The 7,418-nt window shown below is 55.7% G+C and carries 8 protein-coding genes; 4 read left to right on the top strand and 4 right to left on the bottom strand.

Annotation, left to right across the window (positions count from 1 at the left end):
* From ABX962_RS25080 to ABX962_RS25070, 3 genes are all read right to left on the bottom strand, one after another.
* Positions 1–774: hypothetical protein (locus tag ABX962_RS25080; RefSeq protein WP_372723386.1), on the bottom strand; the 774-nt coding region annotated here is incomplete at its 3' end.
* Positions 775–827: 53 nt separating this feature from the next.
* Positions 828–1,634, bottom strand: a complete 807-nt coding sequence (gene flgG, locus ABX962_RS25075; RefSeq protein ID WP_339943995.1) for a flagellar basal-body rod protein FlgG — start codon at positions 1,632–1,634, stop codon at positions 828–830.
* An 85-nt stretch (positions 1,635–1,719) separates the two neighbouring features.
* Positions 1,720–2,472, bottom strand: coding sequence for a flagellar hook basal-body protein (locus ABX962_RS25070; protein ID WP_339943993.1), 753 nt, complete (start codon positions 2,470–2,472; stop codon positions 1,720–1,722).
* A 256-nt stretch (positions 2,473–2,728) separates the two neighbouring features.
* On the opposite strand from ABX962_RS25070, the gene sufU reads away from it, so the two are divergent.
* The 3 genes from sufU (at position 2,729) to ABX962_RS25055 (ending at position 5,630) form a co-directional block, all read left to right on the top strand.
* The gene (gene sufU / locus ABX962_RS25065) at positions 2,729–3,175 is read left to right on the top strand and encodes a Fe-S cluster assembly sulfur transfer protein SufU (protein ID WP_372723384.1); all 447 of its coding nucleotides are present in this window, start codon (positions 2,729–2,731) and stop codon (positions 3,173–3,175) included.
* Positions 3,175–4,467, top strand: coding sequence for an aminotransferase class V-fold PLP-dependent enzyme (locus tag ABX962_RS25060; protein WP_372723382.1), 1,293 nt, complete (start codon positions 3,175–3,177; stop codon positions 4,465–4,467). Before sufU ends, ABX962_RS25060 begins: the two co-directional genes overlap by 1 nt.
* Before the next feature lie 134 nt (positions 4,468–4,601).
* Entirely contained in the window at positions 4,602–5,630 is a 1,029-nt protein-coding gene (locus ABX962_RS25055) for a TlpA family protein disulfide reductase (protein ID WP_372723380.1), read from the top strand.
* 152 nt (positions 5,631–5,782) lie between these two features.
* Here ABX962_RS25055 and ABX962_RS25050 read toward each other — a convergent pair whose 3' ends face one another.
* Positions 5,783–6,526, bottom strand: coding sequence for a PAS domain-containing sensor histidine kinase (locus ABX962_RS25050; RefSeq protein WP_372723378.1), 744 nt, complete (start codon positions 6,524–6,526; stop codon positions 5,783–5,785).
* 114 nt (positions 6,527–6,640) lie between these two features.
* Between ABX962_RS25050 and ABX962_RS25045 the strand changes: the two genes are divergently transcribed.
* On the top strand, positions 6,641–7,276 hold the full coding sequence (locus ABX962_RS25045) for a hypothetical protein (RefSeq protein ID WP_372723376.1): 636 nt from the start codon (positions 6,641–6,643) through the stop codon (positions 7,274–7,276).
* Positions 7,277–7,418 lie beyond the last annotated feature (142 nt).

The following is a 7,418-nucleotide window of genomic DNA, read 5'->3' as shown; positions in this document are numbered from 1 at the left end:
TTGGGAAACGACTCGCAATACCGAGGGGCCAGACTTCACTGCGTTGACGAAAGTGGCGGCTTGAATGCCGCGAGCCAATTCGAGTTCTTGCATCGCAGGTTGATGTCGATCGATACTCAATTTGTACCGCTCCAGCAGCGACGCGTCTTCTCGCAATAGGGCAAGTTCGATCCATCGGATCAAGCGATCCGCAAACTGCGGATCCAAATTGGCACGTTGCGGGCTGGGATCGATCCGATTGGCGACCTGTTGTCCCACAGGTAATTGCCCGTTCGCGTGCTGCACTACGTTTGCGGGTTGGGTGTAGTTTGCCTGTTGAATTTCAGATCCACGATTCCCAGGCCCACGATTCCCTGGTCCACGATTCATTGCGACCGAGGCCGCTGGATTTGCCGCAGCAACGTAGGTCACTTCGGTCGCATCGGGACCGATCCAGTAGAGACGGCGCGGCGTCGCCTCGGCATTCAAGATCACTTCAGTCAACCGCTGGCGATCCACTCGCATCGCTTTGCCGCTGACGGGAACCAATCCCACGGCGGATCGGCTCATCCGTGGCCAACCAGGGATATTGGGATCCAGTGGCACCACGACATCGCCAAGACGCACGATCGGCGAGTTTACGACCGATTCACTCTTCATGCGAAATGTCCAGTTCGTCGCAGCGTCAATCGATGTGTTGGAGGTAGCGGCGGGACGCGATTTGCGAACCGGGACGAACGCGCCCGTTTGCGCACACGCATCCGAGACCCCTGCGAGCAACGCAAGAGACAGCATGCTGATTCGGATGGGTGACGCCAATTTCATGTTCAACTTTTCGCTAGTGGAAACTAGAACCGACGAAGGTTCGAGATGTTTTGCATGATCTGGTCACCCGCCTGGATCGCTTGGCTATTGAGCTCAAAGGCACGCTGGGTGGTGATCAAATCAATCAGCTCTTGGACCGGTTCGACGTTGGATGCTTCGAGGTTCCCTTGGACGAGTCCCCCGAGCCCTTGTTCGCCCGGATTTCCTGATTGTTCGGGACCCGAGGCATCGGTTTCCATGTACATGTTCTCGCCGACCTTGAGCAATCCATCGGGGTTGATGAACTGTGACATCTGGATTTGACCGACGTTGGCCAGTTCGACTTGGCCAGGTTGCTGGACCATCACCTCGCCATTGCCGTTGATCACCATCGCCGTGGCATCATTGGGAATCGTCACCGGTGGATCGAGCAAACGTCCGGTTTGTGCCGAACCGACGACCAGTTGTCCGTTGGCGTTGATGTCGAGGTTGCCGGCTCGAGTAAACATTGTGTCTTGAGTCGACGGATCCACGACTCGCAAGAAACCGCTGCCTCGAATCGCGACATCCAAATCGCGTCCGGTTTGTTGCAGGGTCCCTTGGCGTTGATCGGTTTGCGTGCTGGTGATTCGCACCCCCAAACCGACCTGCGTGCCCACGGCGGTTGGATTCTGAGTGGCATCTTTCACGCCGGGGTACACCTCGGTGCGATAGAGCAAGTCTTCGAAATTAGCACGATCCTTTTTGAAACCGGTGGTGTTGATGTTCGCCAAGTTATTCGCGATCACATCCAACTTGGTTTCCATCGCCCCCATGCCGGTGGCGGCGGTATACAGCGATTGAACGCTCATTAGGAACTCCGTTTAAAAGATGATTATTTGGGGGGGATCAACACGTCTTGCAGGACGCGTTTTTTCCAGGTGGACTTTTTTAGGTTTACGGTTGCAGCACGCGACTGATCAACGATCCCATCACGTTGTCTTGGTTTTTGATCATCTGCACGTTCGCCTCGTACATCCGACCGGTTTCAATCAATTCCATCATCGCCATCGTTGGCTTGACCGAAGATTGTTCGAGTTGCCCTGCGACGACGCGTCGCTCGGTGGGGGGCACAAGGTCAATGTCGGCGAGCGGTTTAAACAGGTTGCCGCCGACGTGTGACAAATCGCCCTGACTTCGCGGTTTCGCCAACATGATTTCATAGCGATTTTGGCCTTGCTGAATGCGACCTTCGGGACCCACTTGAAACGGCTGGGTCGGGTCGAGTTGGATATTTTTTCCGTCGCTGCCGATGACCTTGTCCCCGGTCGGATTGATCATCCGTCCTTGGTTGTCGAACAAGAAATCACCCGCCCGAGTCATCAATCGTTCGTCGCCACGCTGGACCACGAAAAAGGATTCGGCATCGTTGATGGCAAAGTCAGTTTCACCCCCGGTCTGCTTCATCGGGCCTTGGTCAAATTGAGTTTTTGAACGCTGGATCGTCACGCCGCCGCCGATATCGTCCGCACCGCCGAGTCCCGGCGAAACTTCGCCCTCTTCGATCATCTCGGCAAAACGAGCCTGCAGAATCGTTTGCTGCGGTTTGTAGCCAGGCGTTTGCACGTTCGCCAAGTTGTTGCTGAGCACCTCGAGCCGATGGCTTTGCGCGTTCGCGCCAGCCGCAGACAAATAGACACCGTAGGGCATACGTCACCAAACCTTCCATACATTCGAGAACATCCCCTTTGCGATAACACTTGGCGAATCCGCGATGCAAGCCCAACCGATCGGTGAGGGGCAAAACTTGAGCGAAACTGGCAAAGAAAGGCAAATAATGTGGCCCAGTCGGTTCCGTCGAACAGGATCGATCGATGGGGGCTCGTCGATTTTTGACAACGTGCGTAGACTTAAATGGTCACTTTAAAGTCCATTTCCATCCTCGCCCCGCCATTGTCAGAGCCTCATGTCGCCGAGCGAACACGATATTTACGAAGAACACGTCCTCGATCACTACGAAGATCCGTACCACCGTGGGCTGCTTGAACACGCAACCCACTCCGACGAGGGGAATAACCCGTTGTGTGGCGACGTGATCCATATCGACTTGAAATTGACCGACGACGGCAAGGTCCAAGAGGCCTGGTTCGATGGCGATGGGTGTGTGATTAGCCAAGCCTCTGCGTCGATGTTGGTCGAGCAGATGGAAGGCAAAACGCTCGAGGAACTCAAAAATTTCTCCGCCGACGAAATGCTGGCATTGTTCGGTCCCAAGCTGACTCCGAACCGCCAAAAATGCTGTCTGCTCTCGTGGCGGGTATTGCAGAGTGCAGTGCATTCGCCCGTCGATGCGGATACCGATGATAACGAGGGGCCACACTTTGGTGGCCCGAGCTTAAGCGAAGAATCTTGATGAACATGCCAATTGAATCTCCACCGCGGGCCGCGTTTGATGTCCTGAAATATCGCGCCGATTTTCCGATCCTCGATCGCATTGTCGCGGACGGAAAACCGTTAGCCTTTCTCGACAATGCCGCCAGCAGCCAGCGTCCGCAGGTGGTGATCGATGCGATGTCGGATTGCTACCAGCGATATTACGCCAACGTCCATCGTGGCATCCACACGCTCAGCGAAGAGTCGACGGACAGTTACGAACAGGCCCGACGTGGCGTTGCGCAGTTCATCGGCGCGGCCGAATCGCATGAGGTGATCTTTGCCGGTGGCACGACGGCGGCGATCAACACGGTTGCTCGTTCGTGGGGAGACGCGAACGTCAAGGCAGGCGATACGATTTTGCTGACGATTGCCGAGCATCACGCCAACATCGTTCCCTGGCACCAATTAGCCGAGCGAACCGGATGCAAAATTGAGTTTCTGCCACTGGACGAAAATTTTACGATCACCGACGAAGTCGTTGCGGACCATCTGCAGCGACTGCGTCCAAAGATGTTCGCCTTTACCGCATCAAGCAACACGCTTGGGGTCGAGTTTCCGGTGCAGCGGTGGACAGCGATGGCTCACGACCACGGTTGCCGCGTGTTGGTCGATGCAGCCCAAGCGGCTCCGCATCAACCGTTAGATGTGCAAGCGTTGGATGTCGATTTTTTGGCGTTCAGTGCTCACAAGACTTGCGGGCCTACGGGAATCGGCGTGTTGTATGGCAAATCCGAATTACTCGACGCGATGCCACCCTTCTTGAGTGGTGGCGGGATGATTAACCAAGTCACGACCAGCGGATTTACGTGTGCGGCACTGCCGGACAAGTTCGAGGCGGGGACACCACCTATCGTCGAAGCGATTGGGCTACATGCTGCGACCGAGTATTTGACTTCGGTCGGACTCGACGCGATTCACGCTTATGAAAAAGAGTTGGGCAGTTACGCCGACCGCGGACTTCGCGAGATTGAAGGGGTGCGGATCATCGGGCCTAAGCCTCATTTGAAAGCGGGGATTGTCAGTTTTGTGATCAACGGCGTTCACGCGCACGACATGTCACAAACGCTTGATGCCTATGGGATTGCAGTGCGCGCTGGACATCACTGCACGATGCCGCTGCACAAATCGCTTGGCTTGTCCGCCTCGACTCGCGCCAGTTTCTACTTCTACAATACGTTTGAAGAAGCGGATCGATTGATCGCCGCAGTATCGGAGATTCGTAAACGTTTCGCCCCCAGCGGTCGCAAACGCCGCCCACGAAACATTTAGCAGCCATCCGTTTTTCTCGCGTGAAAACTTCACCTCCCCAAAAGCTTTGCAGACTGCTGGTTTTAAAGGGGTGCCACAGCAAACCAGTGCAACCACGCTCTTTTCGGCCAAGCAGACTTATCAGGATTCTTTCTATGCGCACGAAGCAGCTTCTTTCCTTGATTCTTTGTTTGGTTTGCAATGTTGGGGCCTACGCTCAAAGCGAGACGAATGAAGCCCCGCGACAAGAATCGGAGATGGCCGAACTTGTCACCTGTTCCGTGCAAGGCATGGTGGCAATGCCGGATGAGGTGTCCGCGGGAATCAATACCGACGGGCTCTCACTTGATCAGGTTGTGGTCACGTTGGAAGGCAACTACAAGCACCCGCGTATGCCGTACCCGCAAGAGTGGAGCACGATGAAACCCGAGGAGCGTTCGCAATGGCGCCAAGACTTCATGGAGACGGATGACTACAAGGATTATCTCCGCAAGGTCGAAGAAGCGCGTGCGAAGCGAGCAACTTACACGACGCAACTTGCCGACGATGGTTCCTTTGTTTTCGAAGACATCAAGCCGGCTTGGTACCAACTTACCGCGACGATCATGCACCCCGATGCCGGTGCGGCGCGTTCACAGACTCTCGCGCGTGCTTACGCCATGCGGCAGTTTATCATCAAAAACGTCGATAAGCCGTTTCCGGCCAATCTGACGCTGAAAATCAAGAACGTGCTGATGCCGGGAGACCCGGCTGCTGACTGGACAGCGACCGCGTACGACGACAGCGAGTTCCAATTGTCGAACTTCCGCGGCAAATTTGTGCTGATGGATTTTTGGGCGACTTGGTGCGGACCATGCCGAGCCGAGTTCCCTAATTTGGAATCGGTCTACGAAGACTTCGGTGGCGAGCGTCTCGAGATGATTGGTCTAAGCGTGGATCAATCCATCGATCTTCCCCAAGCATTGCTCGACGAAAGTCCCGCGGCCTACCGTCAGGGCTGGGTGGGCGACACGGAGCGGCACGAAAAAATCTTCGACGCTTATGGCATTCAATCGATCCCATCGATCTGGTTGATTGGCCCCGACGGCAAGATCGTGGCCCGTGATCTTCGCGGTGAAGCGTTGCGTGATGCGGTAAAGACCGCACTCGCAGCGGATGCCGCCCCAAATCAATCGCGGCGTTGAGCCAACGCGGTGAAGCATTTTCAGGTAGCGGAACGCGACTACCGTTTCGAAGGCCACGCACCATGGAACGAACGTCGCTCGCGACTTCCGCTACGCCACACAACACGCCCCCACCGTCGCCCGTGAATCGGATAAATGAATGGTGGCTTGATTTAGCCCAAGCGTTTGGGGGTGGGGAATTCGAGTACGAATTTTGTGCCGCGTCCGACTTCGCTTTGCACGCTAATGCGGCCACCGTGGGCCTCGATGATTTTCCGGGCCGTCGGCAACCCCAGTCCCGATCCGCCTTCTTTGGTGCTGTAAAAAGGTTCAAACATATGTAGCACGGTGTTGTCGTCCACACCGCTGCCGGTATCGATTAGATCCAGCGCGACCCCGGTACGCGTCGGGTAGGTGCGTGCCCAGATTTGGCCTCCTTCTTCCATCGCTTCCAATGCGTTTTTGACCAGATTCATCAACGCTGCTTGCAGCGAGTCGCTGTGCAACATGATCGCGGGCAGATCGGGATCCAGGTATTTTTCGATGTCGATCGCGGCCGCATCCGCCTGAGCTTGGTAGGCCCGCAGCACGGTTTCGATCTGTTCGTTCAAGCTGCCGGGGACGAGGTCGATGTCGCGTAGCCGTGCGTAGCGAAGAAAGTCACGCAGCAGGCCTTCCATTCGTTCGCATTGCTGACGCACGATATCAACACGGTCCACCGAGCGGCGACTGATTGGCGAGTCGATTTCCGCCAAATCCTCGCTCAACAAATCGATGTTCATGTGGATCACCGACAACGGATTTTTGATCTCGTGGGCAAGCGACCCCGCCAATTCAGCCAGCTCTTCGTACTGAGTCCGAATCGAATCGATTTGGGCGGCGTGTTCTTGGGCTGTCGTGTATTCTTGGGACGACATGAAATGCATCGCTTCGAGTTTTGGATTTCGCGAGTGTGGTCGGTCGAGTTCAATCTCGGTTAAGATAAATAGTCTAACGCGATCCCCTGCCAAACACGATGACGCTGGATAAAGATGACGACGCCGCCCAGTGTAAATCCCTATGCCGCAACGATCGTCGATGAAGCGGTCGCGGTCCTTGAGGACGAGATTGCTCAGCGAAAACCGTTTTCTTCACTGAAGGTTTGTTTCGATGTTGCTCTGATGATTGGGGTTTCTGGAGGCTTGTTCGGTTGGAGCGTGATCGGGTTCGTGATGCTGGCGAGTTTGTTTTCATCGCCGGGAATGTCGTCGGCTTCGATGCTGGGGTCGATGTTTTTTGGTGCGCTGCTGTACTTTGGGATCGGCGCCGTGTTGGCGTTGCTTGCGGCGATTCCCGTGGTCACGGTGTCCGGATGGTTGCTATCGATGCGAGAACCACGCGTTCCTTGGACCCCCACCGGCATTCGCGTGTTTGGCAGCGTGACTGGGGCGATCAGCGGTTTTACTTGTTTGGGAATCCCGTCGCTGCTTGCCGGCGCGATCGAGGTGCTTGGATACTCGTTGGTTCCTGCTGCGTTTGCCGCAGTGGTCGTGCCGTTATTGCTGTTTCGTACGGCCCGGCAATGTCGCGAGGATTTGGATTGGCGAGTGATGCATGAAAATGGCGACGCGGCGGTATCACCGTTTTCATTGCCCCCTGTCGATTCGGGCTCGGGAAAATTACCCTAAAGGGCGTCGTTCGGGGTTGCTGCGGTGGGTGGACGCTGAATGCGGCGACCGCTCACAAAACCGCCCCCCTTCGTTTCTCACTCGTTTTCTCTGAAACAGATAAGTATGTCGACCGTTTCCACTGAAAAAAACTCTGCGGACC

This window comes from Novipirellula sp. (assembly GCF_041583735.1).
GTDB lineage: Bacteria > Planctomycetota > Planctomycetia > Pirellulales > Pirellulaceae > Novipirellula.
Note: the sequence above shows the minus strand (reverse complement) of the source record. Positions and strands in the feature narration are given on the sequence as shown.

What these genes read in the sequence shown, in the direction of transcription:
- ABX962_RS25045 (WP_372723376.1), top strand. Translation starts at nt 6,641, where the DNA reads ATGACGACGCCGCCCAGTGTAAATCCCTATGCCGCAACGATCGTCGAT.
- ABX962_RS25060 (WP_372723382.1), top strand. Translation starts at nt 3,175, where the DNA reads ATGAACATGCCAATTGAATCTCCACCGCGGGCCGCGTTTGATGTCCTG.
- ABX962_RS25070 (WP_339943993.1), bottom strand. Translation starts at nt 2,472, where the DNA reads ATGCCCTACGGTGTCTATTTGTCTGCGGCTGGCGCGAACGCGCAAAGC.
- flgG (WP_339943995.1), bottom strand. Translation starts at nt 1,634, where the DNA reads ATGAGCGTTCAATCGCTGTATACCGCCGCCACCGGCATGGGGGCGATG.
- sufU (WP_372723384.1), top strand. Translation starts at nt 2,729, where the DNA reads ATGTCGCCGAGCGAACACGATATTTACGAAGAACACGTCCTCGATCAC.
- ABX962_RS25055 (WP_372723380.1), top strand. Translation starts at nt 4,602, where the DNA reads ATGCGCACGAAGCAGCTTCTTTCCTTGATTCTTTGTTTGGTTTGCAAT.
- ABX962_RS25050 (WP_372723378.1), bottom strand. Translation starts at nt 6,526, where the DNA reads ATGTCGTCCCAAGAATACACGACAGCCCAAGAACACGCCGCCCAAATC.